Genomic DNA, 20750 nt, shown 5'->3' with positions numbered 1-20750 from the left:
AAAATATGGTTTGGATGATTATCCTACCCAACTCCCTTACTGACTGAGGCCCCCCATTATGAGCTTTGAATATCCCGAAAATCTGAAATATATGGACTCCCATGAATATGTGCGCCTGGAGGGAGAGGTTGCTACGGTTGGTATTTCTGCATTTGCGATCGATCAGTTAGGGGATATTGTTTTTATCGAATTGCCGGAAGTCGGAGACGAGTTATCCCAGGGAGACGTGATGGGAAATATCGAATCCGTCAAAGCTGTAGAAGATATTTATGCTCCGATTAATGGAACAGTATTAGAGTGCAATACGGCTATTGCTGATGCACCTGAGCAATTGGCAGATGATCCTTACACGAATGGTTGGCTTCTCAAGATTAAGGTGAGTGAGGCCGCTGCTTTAGATAAGGCGATGACCGCATCAGAGTACCAAGCCAAAGTTGAAGGCTAATCCCGGATTATCTCATAAACCCCTGAGAAAACTTTACATTTTTTTACATCTAAAAAAGCTTAAAAGGTGCAAAAAATCGTTTTTCAGCCTATTTTTGCTTATCAAAACTTTAAATAAAGTTGAATTCTAATTTGTCTCCAGTTATACTCATTAAGCTTTTGTAACTTTGACTACACTGCGGTATAGCTTAAGGAGGTCTTGGGTTTGGCAAGAAGACGGAAACGCAAAAGTCGTCGTCGCCAGGAAGGACGACGAATTTTGGAAAATGTTCCTCAGTTCAGTATTGAAAGCGGAGAGGATAAACCAGTAACAGCAGCCCGGAAGTATATCCAAACTGCAGGGGTTATCCCTCCAGCTCTACTTCTCGTCAAGCGCAACGAACATACGACTGATCGGTACTTTTGGGCCGAAAAAGGTTTGTTCGGTGCTCAATATGTCGAAGAAAACCATTTTCTATTCCCTAGTCTAAGGGTAGAAACGGAAGAATTGTCTCTTGCAAGGTAGATAGTTCAAGCTCCTAATTTTCAAAGGGTGAAGGTTAACCTTCACCCTTTATTTTTTGCCTGTTTGGGATACTCACTGATGAAAAGTTTCCCTGCAGGCTGTGGATACAGATATCGTTTAAGCGAAAGGTTTTGATCGGTTTCAAGGTCTCCACAGCAATCGCTACAATATAGATCAGCACACCAAGGTTTAGCCATGTCACAAACGTTAGAACTTAATCCCGAAAACGTAGAAACAGTATTAGATGAGCTCCGTCCTTACCTAATGGCAGACGGTGGCAATGTTGAATTGGTTGAAGTCGAAGGTCCTGTGGTTAAGCTACGTCTGCAAGGAGCCTGTGGATCTTGCCCCAGTTCTGCCATGACTTTAAAGATGGGAATCGAGCGCAAACTCAGAGACACCATCCCCGAGATTTCTGAGGTTGAGCAGGTCTTTTAATAAACCGCTAACTTGAATAGAACCGGGGGCCTGTTGCATCAACAGGCCCCTTTTGATTAATTAGGGGCCGGGGCCTACGGCTTCAATGGCAGCTTCTAATGCGATCGCAACATGAGTCCAGTGAGTCCCTCCCTGACAGAAGACAATATAGGGTTCTCGCAACGGCCCATCCGCAGAGAGTTCTGAGGTACTGCCATCGATAAAGGTGCCGCCTGCCATGACTAAATTACTGTCATAGCCCGGCATCGGGGCGGGCATCGGATCGAGATAAGAGCCCACGGGTGAATATTGCTGAAAAGCCCGGCAAAAAGCCACCAATTTTTCCGCCGATCCTAACTTTACCGCCTGGATTACATCTCGTCGGGGCGCTTCTGGTAAGGGATTAACGGGATACCCCAGTCCCTGAAACACATGGGCCACTAAATGATTGCCCTTCATGGCTTCCCCCACCATTTGGGGTGCTAAAAACAACCCTTGAAACATCAGCCGGGTTTGATCCAAGGTAGCCCCTCCGGCTGAGCCAATTCCGGGCGAGGTTAATCGACAGGCAGCGGCTTCAACTAGATCGCGGCGACCAGCAATATACCCACCTGCTGTGACAATGGTGCCACCGGGATTTTTGATTAGTGAACCTGCAATCAGATCAGCTCCCACGGCCGGGGGCTCACGGTCTTCAATAAATTCTCCATAGCAGTTGTCGACAAAACAAATGGTATTCGGATTTTGAGCTTTGACCCGGTCCACGATTTTGCCAATCTCTTCAATGCTCAGACTGGGTCGCCAGCTATATCCACAGGATCGTTGAATGAGGACGAGACGAGTTTGGGGCTGAATACTGGTTTCTAAGGCCTGCCAATCGATGGTTCCGGTTGGCGTTAACTCAAGTTGCCGATACTCTACCCCAAAATCTTTTAGGGAGCCTTGTCCTTCTCCGCGGATGCCAATGACTTCTTCTAAGGTGTCGTAGGGTGCCCCTGCCACGGACAGCATGTGGTCTCCGGGGCGCAATACGCCAAACAGAGCAGTTGCGATCGCATGGGTGCCCGATACAAACTGAACCCTCACCAGGGCAGCTTCTGCGCCCATGACTTCTGCGTATACCTGATCCAGAACTTCCCGGCCTAAATCGTCATGACCGTAACCCGATACACTAGCAAAATGATGGGGACCCAAGCGGTAATTATGAAAAGATTTTAATATTTGTGTTAAGTTTTTCTTGACTTGAGTGTCAATCTTAGAAAAGATGAGAGACATTGCCTGTTCGGCTGCCTCTAGCTGTGTAAGGGGTTTCATAGAGCAACTTTTTCTTTACAACGTACAGCCACTAAAGGTTTGATTTTTATCGTTGTGGACGTACAAAGCTGGTTTAGGCGGAGATTAGGCAAGTATAAGAATCCTATATAAGGTTTACCCTTGTTTTCTTGTCGAAATATTCATTTACAAAGAGACTAAATGACTATCGCAACAACACCGCCATCACAGCTTAAGCGTGATTGGACCTTTATTGTGGTCCTCGTCGCTATTCATGTAGGAGCACTGTTTGCCTTCGTACCCAGCAACTTCAGCTGGTCAGTCGTGGGATTTGCCGTATTTTTTCACTGGGTCACGGGTGGACTCGGTATCACCCTGGGTTGGCATCGAATGCTCACCCACCGCAGTTTTAAAACCCCGAAATGGTTGGAGTATTTTCTCGTCTTTTGTGGGTCCTTGGCCTGTGAAGGAGGCGTGATCTGGTGGGTTGGACTCCATCGTAATCACCATATGAACTCTGATACGGAGCTGGACCAGCACAACTCCCGTAATGGTTTCTGGTGGAGCCATATGGGCTGGATGATTCATGAAATCCCAGCAGAGGCAGAAATTGAAAAACTGACGAAAGACATCAATACTGATCCCTTTTATCGGTTTTTAGATGACTATTTCTTCCCGATGCAAATCGTCTTTGGAGTATTGCTGTACTTCGTTGGCGGTTGGCCTTTAGTGGTCTGGGGTATTTTCGTCCGCTTGGTATTGGTCTATCACTGCACTTGGTTTGTGAATAGCGCCACCCATAAGTTTGGCTATAAAACCTATGAGTCTGATGATCAATCTACCAACTGCTGGTGGGTTGCCCTCCTGACCTATGGTGAAGGCTGGCACAATAATCACCATGCCTTTCCTCAATCTGCTCGCCATGGCTTGCAATGGTGGGAAATTGACACCACTTGGATGATGGTCAGTCTGCTCAAGACTCTGGGCTTAGCGGATAAAGTCCGTCTTCCTAGTTCGCAACAGATTGCGGCCAATGATGGTGCCTAGACCCATTTAGGGACACCCATAAATTTGTAAAGAAACCCTGCCTGCTGGTGGGGTTTCTTTGCTTGAGGCCTAGGAAGCAACACGATAAGCTGAGGGCAGACGTTAGTTAGGGTTCGGGACAGCATGAAAGCTCAAGTCTTTCGAGGAGTCAATCAACTCAGTTACGAAGAAGTCCCTAAACCAGATATCGGTAAGGATGAGGTCCTGGTCCAAGTCAAAGTGGTGGGACTTTGTCAGTCTGACATTAAAAAAATTCGCTATCCCCTCTACGAACCACCCCGTATCTTTGGTCATGAAACAGCGGGTAAGATTGCCGCAGTGGGCTCTGAAGTTAAGGGCTGGCACGTCGGTCAACGGGTAGTTGTGCTGCACCATATTCCCTGCATGCACTGTGAGTATTGTCTCAATGACAACTTTTCCATGTGCGAGGTGTATAAAAATATCACAACTACGGCAGGATTTAGCCCGAGCGGGGGTGGCTTTGCCGAATACGTGAAGGTTCCGGGGCATATCGTCACCCGTGGCGGCCTAGTCGAGATTCCCAAGGATATTTCTTTTGAGCAAGCCAGCTTTGTTGAACCCACCAACTGTTGTTTGAAGGCCGTCACCAAAGCAGGTATCAAGCCGGGGCAAACGGTTTTGATTACAGGTGCGGGTCCCATTGGCTTAATGTTTGTAATGCTGGTCAACTATGTCGGGGGCCGAGCCATTACAACTGACCTCTTGCCCACCCGAATTGAAAAAGCAAAGCAGGTGGGGGCGGCAGCAGCTTTTGACGCCCGCGATCCGGACCTAGCCACTAAGATTCAAGATCTGACGAATGGCATGGGAGTGGATGTTAGTTTGCTGGCAGTGCCCAGTGATAAGGCCTTTTTTCAAGCCCTCGACTGCACCCGTAAGGGAGGAAAAATTCTGTTTTTCGCCGAATTTCCAGATGAAGTCGAGATTCCCATTAATCCCAACGTCTTGTATCGCCGCGAAATCGATCTGATTGGCAGCTATAGCTCTTCTTTTCGATTACAAAAGCAGTCAGCAGACATTATTTTCAACAAGCGAATTGACGTCGATGCCCTAGTTAGCGATCGCTATCCGCTCCAGGACTTAGCGAATGCAGTAGAGCAAGCTGTTTCCCCTGGGCCTGAGACCTACAAGATTTTAATTTATCCCTAAGGAGCATTTAACTGGAGCAAAGGGACCACCAAGCGATACGATCAGGATTGCTGAATCACTGTACTCCCTTCTATGCCTTCTGCTCATATTATTGGTCTTGGCCGCTCCGGTATCGCGGCTGCTCGTCTGTTGCGCCGTGAAGGGTGGCAGGTTGATGTTAGTGATGCAGGCCAATCTGAAGGGTTAGTGAAAACTCAGCAGACTTTAGCTGCAGAAGATATCTCTATCCATTTAAATCTGAAATTTTCCCTGGCTGCCTTGGCCGAACTGGATCTGGACCGCCCTGATCGAATTGTGGTCAGCCCCGGTGTACCTTGGCAACTTCCTGCTTTAGAGGAAGCGAGATCCCAAGGAATTGAAACGTTTGGAGAACTAGAACTTGCCTGGCGATACCTGCAGCAATATCCCTGGATTGGCATTACGGGGACCAACGGTAAAACAACCACAACTGCGATTGTCGAAGCGATTTTTAAGGCGGCGGGGCTGCGAGCACCCGCCTGCGGCAATATTGGCTATAGTGCCTGTGAGCTGGCCCTAGCGGGTGAGCCACTGGATTGGGTGATTGCGGAGGTCAGTAGTTACCAAATTGAATCTTCACCCACTCTAGCCCCCACCATTGGGGTGTGGACGACCTTCTCCCCCGATCATCTTGAGCGCCACGGCACAGTTGAGTGCTATCGCGAAATTAAGGCCTTACTCCTCGATCAGTCCAAGCAGAAAATTCTCAACGGTGATGATCAGGGTTTGATCAAAGGCTTGCCTTGGCGATGGTCCGATGCTTATTGGACGAGTAGCCATGGCCCAAGCCTACCCAATGGTTGTAATGGTCAACGCTGCCCCGTGCCCCATATTTTTATTGAGGAGGGATGGGTGAAGGTGGAAGGTAAGCCGATTGTTGCTGTTGAATCAATGCGAATGTTGGGGGCGCATAATCAGCAAAATCTATTGCTGGCAGTTGCGGTGGCTCATTTGGCTGGGATTGGGAAAGATGCGATCGCAACTGCCGTATCCACTTTCCCCGGTGTGGCTCATCGCTTAGAGCATATTTGTACCTGGCAGGGCGTAGATTTTATCAATGACAGCAAAGCCACCAATTATGAAGCTGCCCAAACTGGACTGGCTGCGGTCAACTATCCTGCCATTCTGATCGCGGGTGGAGAAGCCAAGGTCGGTGACGATCAGGCGTGGCTGCAAACCATTCAGGCTCAAGCTGCCAAGGTGCTGTTGATTGGCAGTGCAGCCGATGACTTTAGCCAGCGTCTTAAGGCTATCGGATATGACAATTATGAAGTTGTAGAAACGATGGACAAAGCGGTTGCCAGAGCTGCTGATGTGGCCCCTTCTCTACAAGCAAAAAGTGTGCTCTTATCGCCTGCCTGTGCTAGCTTTGACCAATATCGAAATTTCGAGAAACGAGGCGATCATTTTCGTCAATTATGCCAAGATCTGCTGTAATAATCTCCGCTTTACAGGCAGTTCACTTCATTTGCTTATCGACTCATGTCCGTAAATTTGGGTCTTCAGTTATAAGGTTCTAACTTGGCAATGACTTGGCTTTGAGCGTTAGGCTAGCCATCAATTTCTCTCTTATTAGGAGGACATTCTCTTTCTAATTATGGATATCCGGTAAATCGAATATTGAACACATTATGATCACGATTGCTGATCTGAACTCCTCCCAGCAACTGATTGAAGATCTCTATTGGCCCTTTGACTTCGATACATTGCGTGCTGCTGATGACTCCTCATGGATCCAGTTGGATCCGGAAACTCCGTTTAAAGTTATTGCTGGTGAAAGAACAGGTGGTGTTTTTCTTGCATATGGAAACGGTGACCCAAATACTCTCCCAATTCTTTATGTGACTTCTGAAGGACAAGCAGGGCATGTTGCATCAGACCTCACCGAGTTCTTAGCGGTTCTAATGACCGCTCCATACTGGCGTGATCTTCTTAAGTTTTCTGGTAATGGCTCACTCATTGAGATGCGAAAGACTGCTGTCTTTATGGAGCGTGAATACGCAGAGGATAATCCAGACCTGCTGGACGCTCGAAACCGTATCATGAATGTGTTGTCGATACCGAAAATTGACGATCCGATCAAAAGCCTACGTGATTCAATTCATGCAACTGACTGCACTGTCGTTGCTGAAGACGGCTGCCGGTATGAGTCCCTATTTAACAGCTTTACTTCTAGCGATAATCCACACTGGAAATAGCCGTCTTAATTGCCGTATAAGGGATACTCGAACCACTCTCTTGGTAGACGCTTTGAATTATTTCTCGCGCCTCTAATGTGAATCTGTTAGGTGACTCCCACAAAAGCACATTCACCAGTCCGACTTTCATAAACAAATGCCTTCACCAACCTCTTGCGAATTCGTTCCGTATCTCAGCATCAACGACGCTCAAAAGGCGGTCGAATTCTACACTGACGTTTTTGGCGTTGCTCCGTACCTTTTACTCAACATGCCGGATGGTCATGTGATGCACTGCGAATTTCGCATTGGTAATGCTCGGTTTTTCCTGAGTGAAGAACTGCCAGAACATGGTGGAACGCCAAGTCCAAAAAGCCTTGGGGGGACAACCATGGCGATTCATTTATACGTCGATGATTGTGATGCAATGGTCAAAACTATGAGAAATAGCGGTTCAGAAGTTTTAATGGACCCCACTGATGTTTTCTGGGGCGAGCGGTTTGCCCGTGTTCGTGATCCATTCGGCCACGAATGGGGAATTACTACTCAACTCCGTGAAATGTCGCCCAAGGAAATCGAGGAAGCAGCTAAGCAAATGTTTGAGGGGATATCTGAGTAGTTGGCCAGATATCTTCTCAAACCAAACTTCGATGTAATTCACTAAAGATTGAACTAAGACTCAAGCATCCACAATATTTAGGTCATGCCACTGTCCATCGCAAATCAGGAGACATGAAGAATGCCTAGCTTTGAATATAAGACCATTAAGCTTGCAACCACGGGTGTCTTCAAACGCAACTTTGACGAGGTTAAACTGGATGAATATATGAACCAACTGGGTGCTGAAGGGTGGGAACTGGTAAGTGCCTTTGATATCAACAGGCACCAGGGCGGCTCCCAGGATGTTGTTGCCATATTCAAGCGACAGCAATGACACCGGTTGCAAGATTTTCCTTACTTGCATTGCCGATGCATCGTAATTGGTTGCGTCAGTTGCTGAACTGATCGGTTGAGAGTTGCTTGAAAATCAATGCAAGTTGCTCACAGAGCAGTGGCAATGATGCTTAGACAGAGATCAAGAAACAGAAAAACTTCGCATTACATGACGCCAGATCAAAAGAAACACGTGATTTATATCGATGTGGATGATACTCTCATCCGTACATTTGGCTCAAAACAGATCCCAATGCCCCTATCCATAGAATATGTACGTCGGATGTCGGGTGCTGGTCACGAACTATTTTGCTGGAGCCGTGGTGGTGGAGAATATGCTCGTAAGATTGCAATATCGCTAGGTATCGACGATTGCTTCACGGCGTTCTTACCCAAGCCAAGTGTCGTATTTGATGATCGTGGTGAGAAACTGTTGGACCATTGTGAATTCGTTTTACCAGGAAATGTCTCCAGCTATTAGCAGTGCTGTTTTAATACGGTTGCACATTGCTTAGATCGAGCCTTCAACGAAAGTCAGGGAGTGAGACCACAGATTTCTTAATCAGTGACTTCCAACGCCTCAGTGATGATTAACTTAATTGTGTTGTTCAATTGCTAAGAGTAAAGAGATTGCAATATTTATGACGAAGCTATGATCCCTGCTTTGTCCTTGTTTTTAAGGTTTTACCTTAAGGATGGGTAGTAGTTTATTGCCCATCTATACATGGCTTTGTTATCGGGGCATTATGGTTTATCAATTGTGGGTTTCCCCTGCGTTTCATTTTCTGTTTGTGGGGATTGGCTTTTGTTTGGCCTGGGGGATTGTAGGGTTGATACTTTGGAATATTGGATCTGCGATCGCATACAGTATCCGAGTCTCAAATCGGATGCATCAAATCCCCTGTAGTAACTGCCAATATTTCACAAACGACTATCGTCTCAAATGCTCGGTCCGTCCTGATATCGCCTTATCAGAGAATGCGATTGACTGTAGAGACTTTGCTGCACCGCCTACTTTAACTTTAGATATCCAAGATATATAAGCACTTAAGCAGAAGTAATTACAATCTATTTCCTTGCTAAGCCAGGGTTTTAGCAAAAATGTTGTGAAATTAATTATGTCCTACTGCTTAGGTACATGGCGAATGAGGATGGCACGATAATCGTTTCTTGGCCACACGAGTCCGATCCGAACTGGACTCAGGATGTGTGGGTACAGCTCAAATCTGCTATCCCTATCCTTAAACAATATGGATTGACGTATAAAGCCACGAATTCAAGCACTTTTTTGCTGTGGGAAGGAAACAGGCAAAGTGCTGAAGCTCTTGCCGAGGTACTTGAGCATGCTCATCCTCTTCTGAGCGTTGAATTTGAGCTTGAATGGCCCTTGAAGTATTGAATGGTGTTTTCAATACCCCCGTTCGAATGGTTTGCTGAGTGGCGTTGTCACTTCTAGGCCAGCGCAGAAGAGCCTAAATCGGGAGGCACATCCTGCCAGCGACCAGGACCAACGGCCCGGAGGGCTTCAGATAAAGCGATATCTTCTGTATATAAGGCTTTGCCTACAATTGCGCCCGTAACCCCGATGGCTTCTAACGCCAGCAAATTTAGCAGATCCGTAATGGAGCTGACCCCACCGGAAGCAATCACCGGAATCGTAATCGCTTCAGCCATTTCTCGCAGCATCGGAATATTGGGACCTTGAAGCGTTCCGTCCCGCTGAATATCGGTATAAATAATCGCAGCCGCACCCGCCGTCACCATGCGTTTGGCCAAGTCTACCGCCAGAATCTCAGACGTTTCTAACCAGCCTCGGGTGGCGACTCGGCCTTCTCGGGCATCAATACCCACCACAATTTGATCAGGGAATTCTTGGCATAGCTCCTGAACTAGATCAGGTTTCTCAATGGCTATCGTACCTAAAATACCTCTTTTTACACCTAAATTTAGAAGTTGGGTGACACGGTTGCGATCGCGCAAGCCTCCCCCCACTTGTACCGGAATCTCCAAGGCCTCCACCACCGCTGCAATGGTGTCTAAATTCACGGGCTGCCCGGTCTTCGCACCATCCAAATCCACCAAATGCAGCCATTGGGCGCCCTGAGCTTCCCAAGCTTTGGCAACTTCAACTGGGTTCTCCGAAAATACTTGGGATTGGTCGTAGTCCCCTTGATACAGACGAACACACCGACCCTCTAACAAGTCAATAGCAGGGATAACATCCATAAACCGTTTACCTTTCAGTTACCAAATTTCAGCGAATCATCTTGACTCGATCCAACCCCAACGCAATTCTCAATCCTTAATATCTGAGTTCAATTGGGTTTCAGATACGGTGATACAGAGTCTACAGACTGATTTAGCCCCTTTCCATTGAAGCAGGTTTGCGATAGTTTTCGACTACTCCGTGAAATATCAACTGCAGCCTCAAATCCTACTCCACTCTCCGCTGGCTTGACCTCATACCACAGACTTCTCAGACCTCAGGAACTCCAGAATCACAATTTGGTCATGGTAATTGGGTATTCTTAAGAGTGGAAAGGTATAGACGCTAGCATTATGAGTTCAACAACATCACAGATCAACAGCAATTGGTGGAACTGTTTATTCGGAAGTTGTGCGGCTGTGCTGTTGAGCGCATTACCTTCTGGAGCTGCAGAACAGGTTGTATTTAAATATGGCCCCATTGCCCGCTCGGTTCCCGTCAGTTCTCTACGTCAATTGGCTGATACGGGCCGTGCCCCCGCCGATCTAAAAGTGTATTTAGAGTTAGCAGAACAAGAGCCACAAAAAGTGAGTGAAATCCTCACCCGCCCCTTCACAGTTAGTTCTACTCAGCTTGATCAATTACTCAATACCCCCTTCGGCGATGCCATGCTGGATGAAGCCGGGGAAATCATGTCTCCTCCTTCAAAGCGAGCGAGTCGTCAGGCTATTCGCTCTGCACTGGTTTTAGACGCTAGCCGAGATGGGGAAATTACCATCCTCGATACCCTTGAGAGCTATCCCACTAGCACCGTTGAGGTAGATGGTGAGCGGTTGATGGAAGCCTACCAAAAATATGGCCCTATGATTGCCAAGGGTAAGCAATTTGCTCCTGCCATCGGTGCAGCTAGTCCCTTGCTAAAAGAAGCTGCTCCTCTATTAGAAGATGCAGGTCCCCTCTTAAAAGAAGCGGGTCCTATCTTAAAACAAGCTCAACCCTATATTCAGCAATCTGGAATCCTCGATATTCTCTCAGATACCATTCGCTCCTTCATGGAATAAGTTGAACCGTTATAGAAAGCGCTTCCATAACAGTCTTTCTCAGCGGTAATGATCGGCATTTGTGGCCCTCATGCAGGTTTTGGCTGGGCCGGAGACCCGTGGAGTAGGGGTCTCTACCCAACACCTGCACCGAAATATGTCAGAATGTAAACAAAGATCTGCCGAGTGAGCGACATCATTGCTAGCAGTACACCTATTTATTGGTTGTGTTCAATTTTTAAGTGTACATTCAACCTTGGTTTGCCCTCATCCAATTTACTAACTCTTTCTAAGGGTCTATTCAGATCTACTGCCTATAATCTGTTTGACAAGAGCGAGGGATATGCATGGTGCTTTCTAAAGGGTTCGAGGTAGAACTGTATACGGGAAAACCCTCAGGTGAGATTGTTGGTCTCTCCGATCGGATTGTTGCCGATTTAGATGGGTTTGTTCGAGAACCTGACAGTCGTAACGTGGAGTATACGACTGCCCCAGCTCATCATTACGATCCCCTTCTTTGTGATCTACTCAAACCCCGCCTCCAGCTTCGCCAATATTTGCAAAGCTTGGGCGACTACACTCTGATTCCGGGCAGTACCCTAGCCCTTGGAGATCATGAGAATTTTTACCGGTCTGATCCCAAGAACCCTTACCATTCCTATATTGAGCAGACCTACGGTACGAGCGTTGTGACCGCCAGTATTCATATCAATATTGGCATTCCCGACATCGAGCAGCTTTTCCGGGCTTGCCGCCTTGTTCGGATGGAGGCTCCGCTGTTTTTGGCCTTGAGTGCCTCTTCTCCCTTTTTAGGAAATCAAGTGACGGGACATCATTCTTCCCGTTGGGCGGTCTTCCCTAAAACCCCTGCTCAGGTGCCTCTATTTACCAGTCACCAGCATTTTATTGATTGGACCGAGTCACAATTGCTACAAGGCACGATGCAGAATGTACGTCATCTGTGGAGTTCTGTGCGCCCCAACGGCAATCGTCGTCCCTATGATTTGAATCGCCTGGAGATGAGAATTTGTGATCTCGTCACTCATCCCATTCATTTGTTAGCCATTACAGCGCTGCTAGAAGCTCGAATCCTCCAGCTGCTAGATGATCCCCAGCTTGATCCTTTAATCGGTAGCAACTTCAGGACAGATCCTGAACATCTATGTGCCCTGGCAGATGCCAATGAAATCGCTGCTGCGACCCATAGCTTGGATGCTGAATTGACCCATTGGCAAGATGGCCGCAAAATTCTGGCTCGGGACTGGATTGAAGAGTTGTATACCGAAGCTTGGCCGACGGCAAAACAATCGGGATTTAGCTGTTTCCTGACTCCAATTCGCGAAATTTTGGATCAAGGGAATGAAGCTCAACAGTGGTTGAGACAGTATTGCCAGGGGCAGTCGATTCAGTCTGTGATGCAGGATGCGATCGCAAATATGTCTCAAACAGAGATTGATCTGCGCAACAAATTATGTGAGCCTGTAGCGGTATAGCGAGTCCATCAGCAGACGTCTACAACATGCTCCGGGTTGTCCTTGTTTATCCTGAGATCCCTCCCAATACAGGCAATATTGCTCGCACTTGTGCTGCAACACAAACTGAGCTGCATTTAGTTGAGCCTCTAGGATTTGAAATATCAGATCGCTATCTGAAGCGGGCAGGACTAGACTATTGGCCCTTTGTGAACCTTCAAACCCACACATCCTGGGACGCCTTTGAGCAGGTGCGGCAGCAACAAGGTGGGCGTTCCATTAGCTTCAGTAAATCTGGAACTCATAGCTACTTGCAATTTCAGTTTTGCGAGAATGATTGGCTGATCTTTGGCAGTGAATCCAGTGGTTTACCCCCAGATGTTTTGCAGGACAGCTTTGCCGTTCTTCGCATTCCTATGGCTAATCAACAGGTCAGAAGTTTGAATCTTTCGGTCAGTGCTGCTGTAGGGCTGTTTGAAGCTCGAAGACAGCTAGCGTTAATGACTTAACCTTGAGGCTTTAAAGTCAGTTTTGCGGTAGGCATAGGGCATGCCACCCTTGATTCTGGCAGATTCAAATAACTAGAGTAGGATAGACGAAATATTTTTTCCTCTAATCGACGAATAAGTATTTTTAATACGTGAGTTTAATTTGGACAGATATCTGTATCTAGATTCAAAACTGAACGAATTTCAAACCGTTTGCTAGCTCCTCTATGTGTTTTTACGGAGGTATTAGTCACCCTTCAATGAGTTTATATAAGAATTCAGTAGTATCACGCAGGATATACGGGTAGACTCCTGGGCAGATTAATGGAAGCCACTTTATCAGCTCATACCGTTGCTTTCTATTCACTCAGTCATTGTGAACAACGTGAGAGGCTTTTGCTGAACACTCTGAGCGAATGTATTTATTAATACTGTTTGCTGGCCATGGGCAAGGTTCTAATTCAAGCAGGCTAAGCATGCTCCTACTCAAAACTTGTCTATTTTTGAGAAGCAAGGTATTTTTACCTAATACGATTCTTCGCCCGTGACTCTCACTCGAACATTTAAGAACAATGTTATGAGATAATTAAGAGCTTATATTCCAACTCTCAAACGCAGTTCTACACACAGTTCCGTTTCTGCATTATCAGAGACACACTACGCATCTAGGAGGTCCTCATTGAAACGAGAAATTCCGCAGAAGATTGATATCACTTCGTCAGGGGTATCAACTCTCCTTCGTCGAACTCGTTCTGCCAGTGTTCTAGGTTTGATCACGGTCAGTGCCATCGGCGGACTAACAACTGAGCAGACAGCTGTAGCTGCTGTTTCTTCTGCTCATCAAAAAATATCCACCCATACGTCTGTGCAGTTGCCGGACCTGATCGGTTCTCCTCGATATAAGCTATCGGCTTATTCAAACCAGAACCTCTCCAAATCCTCCAGGCTATTTCAACAACGAACTTTGCAGCGTTCATCCTCAGCACTCATTGCATCTGAGCCAAACCTAGGGACTCGGCCCACGACATTGTTGACCCCTAAATCGGTGGGTTCCCTGGCACTTAAATCTGCGCCTCTGGAGTCTGAAGGATCCTCTAAATCATTGGTGTCTAAGGCAGGCGTCTCTTTCACCCAGAGTACCTTGGTCGGGGTTTCTCAGGAGTTGGCTGACGAGCTGATGGCTCCCTTGACCTCTAAAAATCTGTTAGAAGCCATAGATATTCTCGACCTTGACAATATTGAGGAGAGCTTAGAACTCAGCGCATCAGCCATCCTAGAGGTTGAGCCTCTACTGTTGGCTGAATTGCCCAGTCAATCCCTGCTTGATTTAGATGAGCTTCTGCCTTCATCAGATCAGTCTGATGTTGAGTTGAGCGCAGCCTCTATTGCCAACCCATTAGATTTGTCTTCTACCCTTGAGAGCAATACCCAAGCGATTGATTCGCTGGATTCCTCAACCCTGGCAAAAGATAGTACTGAGGAAGAGGCAGTAGACTCAACAACCGCTTTGGCAGTCCTCCCCGATATCGATTTATCTCAAACGATTATCCCGAACGAGCAAAATTCAGCTCTCATCGATTCGGGAGCGATTGTTCATCAAGTCAAGCCGGGAGAAACCTTAGACGATATCTCTCGTCTCTACCAGGTTTCAGCGACGGAAATTACTAAGGCGAACCGTATTAGTGATCCTGCCTCTATCGGCCCCAAAACTAAGCTACGCATTCCTGCCCATCAATCCCTTTCCTTATCGTTAACGACGGTTCAGGACATTGTTGCTCTCAATGATTCTGAGACAGAGAATAAGCCTAGTGATTTGTTGGGGGAAGGTGAGAAGGCAGCAGTTGCAACCTCCAAAGAGCCTAAAGCAACCCAGGACGAAACCCCATCCCTCTCGACTAAAGCCTCTCCACCTGTAGCAATCTTACCGATTCAATCGACTCCAAGTCCGAAGTTGAAGAGTGATGCGACTCAAATTGCGACTCGCAACCTGTTGCCTCAGGTCCCTAGTTTAGAGTTACCCCCTTTATCTTCTGTCGATCGCTATTTACCTAGCCAGATGTTGCCGGGGCCCCAAAAATATTTGTGGCCTGCTAAAGGCGTTCTAACCTCTGGGTTTGGTTGGCGTTGGGGACGACCCCATCGTGGTATTGATATTGCTGCCCCCGTAGGGACACCTGTGATTGCTTCTGCACCGGGTATTGTGACCACTGCGGGCTGGAATCGCTGGGGATATGGCAATCTTGTTGAGATCCGTCACCCCGATGGTAGTTTGACGTTATATGCCCATAACCACCGCATTAAAACGCGCGTAGGACAATCTGTTTACCAAGGTCAACAGATTGCTGAGATGGGGAGCACTGGACTGAGTACTGGCCCTCATACTCATTTTGAACTGCATTCTGCTGGTAAAGGCGCGATTAACCCCGTCCCCTTCCTCAGAAAGCTATAGGTTCTAGAATTCATAAGACATCAAGAAGGCCGTAAGAGATCTCTTACGGCCTTCTTGATGTCTTGATTAAGTTAGTCTTCGCTTTTACCTAGAGCGCTTCCCTATTAAGCAGACTAGCAATGCTGTAATGGGAATGCTTAAGAGCAATCTCAGGTGTTGCAATTGCATCACCTGAGATTGCAGCTCTGGTTTAGGCAGTTACAGTTTTCTTGGTTGTAGCATCCAACTCACCCTTGGCATATTTGACAGCAAAAATGTCTAGGGGCTGTTGCTTAATCTTGCTTGCCTGTCCAGAAGTACCAAAGGACTCATAACGAGCTAAGCAAACTTGCTTCATGTACTTGATGGAAGGCTTCAGGAAATGACGGGGGTCAAAGTTGCTAGGATCTTTGAATGCGGCTTCCCGAATAGCTGCTGTAATGGCTAAACGATTGTCGGTGTCGATATTGACCTTACGAACACCGCTCTTGATTCCTTTTTGGATTTCCTCTACAGGAACACCATAGGTTTCAGGGATTTTGCCACCGTTTGCATTGATCATATCAATCCACTCTTGAGGCACAGAAGATGATCCGTGCATCACCAAGTGAGTGTTGGGCAAGCGGCTGTGAATTTCTTCAATGCGGCTAATGGCTAGGATTTCACCGGTGGGCTTACGAGAAAACTTATAAGCACCGTGGCTAGTGCCAATGGCAACGGCTAGGGCATCTACTTGAGTCTGCTCAACAAACTCAACGGCTTCGTCGGGGTCAGTGAGTAGCTGGTCGCGGCTGAGAGTTCCTTCAAAACCATGACCATCTTCCTTGTCGCCTTGACCGGTTTCCAAGGAACCTAAGCAACCCAGCTCACCTTCAACGCTGACGCCGATGGCATGAGCGACTTGCACAACGTTACGAGTAACATCAACGTTGTACTCAAAGCTGGCAGGGGTTTTAGCATCTGCTTCCAAGGAGCCATCCATCATGACGCTGGTAAACCCATTTTTCATGGCGGAATAGCATGTGGTAGGGCTATTACCATGGTCTTGGTGCATGGCGATAGGAATATGAGGGTAGGACTCAACCGCAGCTGTAATTAAGTGGCGGAGAAAGTGCTCACCCGCATAGCTACGGGCACCACGAGAAGCTTGCAAGATGACAGGGCTATCTGCCTCTTCTGCAGCTTGCATAATGGAGATGATTTGCTCCATGTTATTTACGTTGTATGCCGGAATGCCGTAGCCGTTTTCAGCGGCATGATCGAGCAAAAGACGCATTGGTACGAGCGCCATAGTTGATCCTCCTAAATGTTGGTCATCGATAAAAAGCGAAAACTGCGCCGAATTCTTACGCTAATCTTTAGATATCCTACCCTGTCTAGCGGGTTGTCCGGTAGCTTAATCTTAAGTCTGGGGTATCGAATTCATAAAAATGGGTCGCCCGGGATTCGAACCCGGAACTAATCGGTTAAAAGCCGAGTACTCTACCGTTGAGTTAGCGACCCCTCTGAGGCCCATGTATCCTAACACAGGAACCCACCCTAACATAACTTGGGACTAGATGTGCAGAGGGAGGCATATTGCAGTTTTTATCTATCACCTGCAGATAACATTTTAAGACTACATGGGCCTGCTAAATGGGGCAAAAGAGCGGGGCAATGGTCCCAAAACCAGCATTTCCTACAGTCGCTCTCACAATAGCGTAAACTAAGGGCTGGCAGTGTTTGAGTAGACCTACATTTTAGAACCTATACAGTAGGGGGTCACTTTTTCTGTGGCTGCCTAATGATTGGATTGCCAGCACTACAGGGCGTATATCTAAAGAGGATCGGGCTTGACTGAAAATGCTGATTCCAGATTACAAGTGGTTTCTCGCAGGGAATTGCGAGAGCTGGTGCGATCTCAACTTTTGATGCTGTTAGAGCAAGGGAATTTGCAAGGTGCTAAAGCTCTGCTCGTTCCGGTTCAGCCTGCAGACATTGCTGAAGCGATTGAAGAGTTACCCGAAGCCCAACAGGCTATTGCCTTTCGTCTTTTGTCCAAGAATGAAGCAATTGAGGTGTATGAGAACCTCAATTCCAATGTTCAGCAATCCCTAGTCGAAGAATTTAAGCGGCAAGACGTCTTAGACATTGTGGATAAGATGTCCCCAGATGATCGAGCCCGTCTGTTTGATGAGCTGCCAGCTAAGGTTGTGAGCCGTTTGCTGGGGCAGCTTAGCCCGATTGAACGGCAGGCTACCGCTTTTCTGTTGGGATATGAGGCAGGAACAGCGGGGCGGATTATGACGCCGGAGTATGTGTCCTTAAAAGAGAACTTAAATGTCTTTCAGGCATTGGAACGCATTCGGAGTCTAGCTCGGTTTACAGAAACGGTTTATTACCTGTATGTGGTGGATATTGCCCGCCACCTGACGGGAATTATTTCTTTGCGGGATTTGGTGACCGCCCAACCAGAGCAGACTATTGGTGAGATCATGACCCGAGATGTGGTGTCTGTGAGTACGGATACCGACCAGGAAGAGGTGGCCCGCACGATCCAACGCTATGATTTTCTAGCGATGCCGGTTGTCGATCGGGAAGAGCGCCTCGTCGGTATTGTCACCGTTGATGATGTTATCGATATTTTTGAAGAAGAAACTACTGAAGATATCTACCGCATGGGAGGGGTGCAATCTGGGGGAGATGATTATTTTCAGACGGATTTGCTCACGGTTGCCCGTAGACGGGTGGTGTGGCTATTGGTTTTGCTGTTGACGAACACAGGCACAACTGCAGTGATTCATAGCCAGGAAGATATGCTCAAGAAGGTTGTGGCTCTGTCTAGTTTTATCCCATTGTTAATCGGGACTGGAGGCAATGTAGGTGCCCAGTCTTCAACGGTGGTTATTCGCAGTCTGAATGTGGATCAGCCCCAGGCCAATCATCCGCTATGGGTGATTCAGCGGGAGGCCTCGGCGGGTGCCATTTTAGGCCTAATGTTGGGGGCTATTGTGGTGATTTGGGCCTATTTTCTACAGGGGAGTTTAGCGGTTGCGATCGCAGTCGGTATCAGTCTGATCGCCATCTCGATTTTGGCCTCCGTTGCCGGATCAGCTTTGCCCTTTGTATTTAGGGCGATTGGGTTTGACCCGGCCTTGATGTCAGCACCGTTTATTACCACCGCAGTAGACGTGTTGGGTGTGTTTATCTACTTTGCGGTGGCTCGGTTTATTTTGGAGAGAACTTAAGTCATCCAGGGATGGCTTAACCTCTTTCAGGACGGTCGATTCTCTTAAGACCTAAAATCCAGAACATCCGCCGTTCTACCTCCATTAATTGGCCTGGAATGCTTATGCCAGCGTTGGTTTGGCCCCTTAGACTCTGATGGAGTTGGGCCAGAACTTCCAGCTCGCGAGCCATCACACTAATATCTGGTTCGTCTAAATATAAGCTTTCCAAAACATGATTGAGATCAGATTTCGCATCGGCAATAATCCCTGCTCCTTCAACAATAAAGGACTGTAGTTCACCAGAATAGGTCGCTAGCAGCTTGCGAATGTAATAACAGGTTGTTGTGGTTACATCATTACTGATGCGCTCAGTCGTCGTGGGAGTGGAATAGGTTGTAATCATGGTCATCATCCTTTTTTCAGTGCACGACACTAAGTTGATAACGTATCAACGGTCTGCCAAAAGAATTGAGCATCTAGCTCGGCTTGGGGGGCCATCAGAAACTGGCAACGTTTGCCCTTTGCTTGCCACCAATTCGGCTCAATGACCTCAAAATCACGGTTGACTAAGCCACTAAAAAAGCCAGCGATAATTCCTCCATAGAAGGCGCAATCAGGATGGCGTTCGTCTTGCTTGAGGGTGATGTGAGAGGTGCTCAGTACCTCTAGATAAATATAGGTATCGGATGATTGGGTAGCATCAATCAGTAATTGACCATAATGGGCCAAATAAGACTGGGACCACCAGTCACTTAATACGAGTAGTTGTTCTGGCAACAGATATCGTTGGGTGGGTAAGGCTAATGCGGCAAAATGCTGATGTTCTTGCTGGCCAAGTTCCGTTCCTAACTGATAGGCTTCTTTAGCGGTCAAACCACTTGGAATGACAACTCCCACAGCACTTTGAGCACAATGGTGCTGAGGGGCTTGCTGGAGCAGTTGATTCAGCTGACAGGCAAGACCATTTAACTCTAATAATTGATGGGCATAATCTTCCTGGGTTCCAGATGAGGAAAACAGGAAACTTTTGTTTAAGAGTGATACATATAAATCTGGTTGTGCAATCGAGACATTCGTCGAGTCTGATGCTTGAAAAGTAGCTAGTGTCATAATTCCCCCTATAAAGCCAGCAGATTGCTTTAATGTGCGTTGTCAAACGAAAAGTCACTTAGGTGTGACCTATTCCTAATATATTTGGGGAGAGTAAAGAGAAAAGGGAGAAAGCGGGAAGAAAGCGGGAAGATTTACTGAATCGGCTGCATCCGGTAGCCAACGCCCCGAATTGTTTCGATGAACGTCTTGGGTGCGCCAGCTTCGGTTAGTTTTTGCCGTAACCCTTTGATATGGGCTTTGACGGTTTCTTCGCCAGGGGGATCTTCTAAATCCCAAAGATGACTGATAATAATTTTGCGACTGAGTACCCGCAAGCCACTGCGCAAAAATAGTTCTAGCAGCGAAAATTCCGTGGGGGTTAACTTAACGGGTTGACTGGCATAGGTTACTTCATGGTTTAAGGGATGCAAACAAAGCTCGCCCCAATATAACAAGGGGGAAGGCGTTGCTTTTCCGCGCCTCAGGACGGCACGAATCCGAGCCAACAACTCTGGTAAATCAACGGGTTTAACGAGATAGTCGTCAGCTCCTGCGTCTAAACCCAAAACTTTATCGGTACTGGCATCTCGGGCTGTCATCATCAAGATAGGGATGGTGTAGCCATGGGCACGTAACCGCTGGCATAGCCCCAAGCCATCGAGTTTTGGCAGCATGCAATCGAGCAGGATAATGCCATATTCTGATTCCGTTGCTTGATACCAACCGGCTTCTCCATCATGGACGACATCGACGATATAGCCAGAATCTTCCAGGGCCTCGGCAAAAACGGCTGCCAATGGATAGTCATCTTCTACTAGTAAAAGTCTCATGT

22 protein-coding genes and 1 tRNA gene are annotated in these 20750 nt (G+C 47.3%); 16 read left to right on the top strand and 7 right to left on the bottom strand.

The window, feature by feature from the left end:
- Positions 1-58 precede the first annotated feature (58 nt).
- From gcvH to I1H34_RS19435, 3 genes are all read left to right on the top strand, one after another.
- On the top strand, positions 59-445 hold the full coding sequence (gene gcvH / locus I1H34_RS19445; protein ID WP_212662620.1) for a glycine cleavage system protein GcvH: 387 nt from the start codon (positions 59-61) through the stop codon (positions 443-445).
- A 204-nt stretch (positions 446-649) separates the two neighbouring features.
- Positions 650-949 carry a DUF3155 domain-containing protein gene (locus I1H34_RS19440; RefSeq protein WP_212662619.1) on the top strand — a complete coding sequence of 100 codons (300 nt, stop codon included), beginning with the start codon at positions 650-652 and terminating at the stop codon, positions 947-949.
- Positions 950-1144: 195 nt separating this feature from the next.
- A complete protein-coding gene (locus tag I1H34_RS19435) occupies positions 1145-1387 on the top strand; it encodes a NifU family protein (protein WP_212662618.1) in 243 nt (80 codons plus the stop codon).
- Between the two features lie 60 nt (positions 1388-1447).
- Here the strand turns inward: I1H34_RS19435 and I1H34_RS19430 are convergent, their stop codons facing one another.
- Positions 1448-2680 (bottom strand): methionine gamma-lyase family protein, encoded by a 1233-nt coding sequence (locus I1H34_RS19430; protein WP_212662617.1) that lies wholly within the window; start codon positions 2678-2680, stop codon positions 1448-1450.
- Positions 2681-2839: 159 nt separating this feature from the next.
- On the opposite strand from I1H34_RS19430, the gene I1H34_RS19425 reads away from it, so the two are divergent.
- The 8 genes from I1H34_RS19425 (at position 2840) to I1H34_RS19390 (ending at position 9026) form a co-directional block, all read left to right on the top strand.
- Positions 2840-3685, top strand: coding sequence for an acyl-CoA desaturase (locus I1H34_RS19425; RefSeq protein WP_212662616.1), 846 nt, complete (start codon positions 2840-2842; stop codon positions 3683-3685).
- A 123-nt stretch (positions 3686-3808) separates the two neighbouring features.
- Positions 3809-4855, top strand: coding sequence for a zinc-dependent dehydrogenase (locus I1H34_RS19420; RefSeq protein ID WP_212662615.1), 1047 nt, complete (start codon positions 3809-3811; stop codon positions 4853-4855).
- A 72-nt stretch (positions 4856-4927) separates the two neighbouring features.
- On the top strand, positions 4928-6310 hold the full coding sequence (gene murD / locus I1H34_RS19415) for a UDP-N-acetylmuramoyl-L-alanine--D-glutamate ligase (protein ID WP_212662614.1): 1383 nt from the start codon (positions 4928-4930) through the stop codon (positions 6308-6310).
- Positions 6311-6504: 194 nt separating this feature from the next.
- Positions 6505-7071 carry a hypothetical protein gene (locus tag I1H34_RS19410; RefSeq protein WP_212662613.1) on the top strand — a complete coding sequence of 189 codons (567 nt, stop codon included), beginning with the start codon at positions 6505-6507 and terminating at the stop codon, positions 7069-7071.
- 136 nt (positions 7072-7207) lie between these two features.
- Positions 7208-7669: a VOC family protein gene (locus I1H34_RS19405; protein ID WP_212662612.1), complete on the top strand. Its 462-nt coding sequence runs from the start codon at positions 7208-7210 to the stop codon at positions 7667-7669.
- A gap of 120 nt (positions 7670-7789) precedes the next feature.
- Positions 7790-7984, top strand: a complete 195-nt coding sequence (locus I1H34_RS19400; protein ID WP_212662611.1) for a DUF4177 domain-containing protein — start codon at positions 7790-7792, stop codon at positions 7982-7984.
- Between the two features lie 96 nt (positions 7985-8080).
- Entirely contained in the window at positions 8081-8464 is a 384-nt protein-coding gene (locus I1H34_RS19395) for a hypothetical protein (protein ID WP_212662610.1), read from the top strand.
- A 265-nt stretch (positions 8465-8729) separates the two neighbouring features.
- On the top strand, positions 8730-9026 hold the full coding sequence (locus I1H34_RS19390; RefSeq protein WP_212662609.1) for a hypothetical protein: 297 nt from the start codon (positions 8730-8732) through the stop codon (positions 9024-9026).
- A 409-nt stretch (positions 9027-9435) separates the two neighbouring features.
- On the opposite strand, the gene hisA is transcribed toward I1H34_RS19390, so the two are convergent.
- Positions 9436-10209, bottom strand: a complete 774-nt coding sequence (hisA, locus tag I1H34_RS19385; protein WP_212662608.1) for a 1-(5-phosphoribosyl)-5-[(5-phosphoribosylamino)methylideneamino]imidazole-4-carboxamide isomerase — start codon at positions 10207-10209, stop codon at positions 9436-9438.
- 333 nt (positions 10210-10542) lie between these two features.
- Between hisA and I1H34_RS19380 the strand changes: the two genes are divergently transcribed.
- The 4 genes from I1H34_RS19380 (at position 10543) to I1H34_RS19365 (ending at position 15638) form a co-directional block, all read left to right on the top strand.
- Positions 10543-11250, top strand: coding sequence for an alpha/beta hydrolase (locus tag I1H34_RS19380; protein ID WP_249369402.1), 708 nt, complete (start codon positions 10543-10545; stop codon positions 11248-11250).
- A 326-nt stretch (positions 11251-11576) separates the two neighbouring features.
- Positions 11577-12722, top strand: coding sequence for a glutamate--cysteine ligase (gene gshA, locus I1H34_RS19375; RefSeq protein ID WP_212662607.1), 1146 nt, complete (start codon positions 11577-11579; stop codon positions 12720-12722).
- A 26-nt stretch (positions 12723-12748) separates the two neighbouring features.
- Positions 12749-13210 carry a tRNA (cytidine(34)-2'-O)-methyltransferase gene (locus I1H34_RS19370; RefSeq protein WP_212662606.1) on the top strand — a complete coding sequence of 154 codons (462 nt, stop codon included), beginning with the start codon at positions 12749-12751 and terminating at the stop codon, positions 13208-13210.
- A 748-nt stretch (positions 13211-13958) separates the two neighbouring features.
- Positions 13959-15638, top strand: coding sequence for a M23 family metallopeptidase (locus I1H34_RS19365; protein WP_212666345.1), 1680 nt, complete (start codon positions 13959-13961; stop codon positions 15636-15638).
- A 190-nt stretch (positions 15639-15828) separates the two neighbouring features.
- Here I1H34_RS19365 and fba read toward each other — a convergent pair whose 3' ends face one another.
- Entirely contained in the window at positions 15829-16908 is a 1080-nt protein-coding gene (fba, locus tag I1H34_RS19360; protein ID WP_212662605.1) for a class II fructose-bisphosphate aldolase, read from the bottom strand.
- A 140-nt stretch (positions 16909-17048) separates the two neighbouring features.
- A tRNA-Lys gene (locus tag I1H34_RS19355) sits at positions 17049-17120 on the bottom strand.
- Positions 17121-17527: 407 nt separating this feature from the next.
- Between I1H34_RS19355 and mgtE the strand changes: the two genes are divergently transcribed.
- On the top strand, positions 17528-18844 hold the full coding sequence (gene mgtE / locus I1H34_RS19350; protein ID WP_396124654.1) for a magnesium transporter: 1317 nt from the start codon (positions 17528-17530) through the stop codon (positions 18842-18844).
- Between the two features lie 16 nt (positions 18845-18860).
- Here the strand turns inward: mgtE and I1H34_RS19345 are convergent, their stop codons facing one another.
- From I1H34_RS19345 to I1H34_RS19335, 3 genes are all read right to left on the bottom strand, one after another.
- The gene (locus tag I1H34_RS19345; RefSeq protein WP_212662603.1) at positions 18861-19229 is read right to left on the bottom strand and encodes a hypothetical protein; all 369 of its coding nucleotides are present in this window, start codon (positions 19227-19229) and stop codon (positions 18861-18863) included.
- A gap of 29 nt (positions 19230-19258) precedes the next feature.
- Positions 19259-19936, bottom strand: a complete 678-nt coding sequence (locus I1H34_RS19340; protein WP_212662602.1) for a hypothetical protein — start codon at positions 19934-19936, stop codon at positions 19259-19261.
- A gap of 134 nt (positions 19937-20070) precedes the next feature.
- Complete coding sequence (locus tag I1H34_RS19335) at positions 20071-20748, bottom strand: response regulator transcription factor (RefSeq protein WP_212662601.1); 678 nt, start codon at positions 20746-20748, stop codon at positions 20071-20073.
- Between the last annotated feature and the right edge of the window lie 2 nt (positions 20749-20750).

The sequence above is a fragment of the Acaryochloris marina S15 genome (assembly GCF_018336915.1).
Taxonomy (GTDB): domain Bacteria; phylum Cyanobacteriota; class Cyanobacteriia; order Thermosynechococcales; family Thermosynechococcaceae; genus Acaryochloris; species Acaryochloris marina_A.
Note: the sequence above shows the minus strand (reverse complement) of the source record. Positions and strands in the feature narration are given on the sequence as shown.